The organism is Paraburkholderia sp. SIMBA_053 (assembly GCF_046534895.1).
Taxonomy (GTDB): Bacteria; Pseudomonadota; Gammaproteobacteria; order Burkholderiales; family Burkholderiaceae; genus Paraburkholderia; species Paraburkholderia caledonica.
The window spans coordinates 1-262 of sequence record NZ_JAWRXU010000950.1 but is presented as its reverse complement, the minus strand read 5'-3'; the positions used below and the strand labels follow the sequence as shown (position 1 = coordinate 262).

General features: G+C 62.6%; 1 pseudogene. It reads right to left on the bottom strand.

Annotated elements, in window-relative coordinates:
* Positions 1–262 (bottom strand): annotated as a pseudogene (locus tag SB753_RS38410) (hypothetical protein); the annotation flags it as partial.

Genomic DNA, 262 nt, shown 5'->3' with positions numbered 1-262 from the left:
CGTCGGGTCCTTGCCAGTCTGCGTATTGGAGGCAGCCGTGAAGCGCTGCATCCAGTGCTCGCTGACTGACGGCATGCTCAGTATGGCGAGCGCGCCCATCGCGCCAAGCACGATACTCACGATAAACGTACGTATGGCCGAGCGCAGCAGGTAACGCAACGACGGCGCGCTCATCCACGCGGCCATCATGAACAGCAGCATCGTGCCGGCCAGCAGACTGCGCGTCACGCTTAACAGCTCGACGAGCACCGTGCCGAGAAAC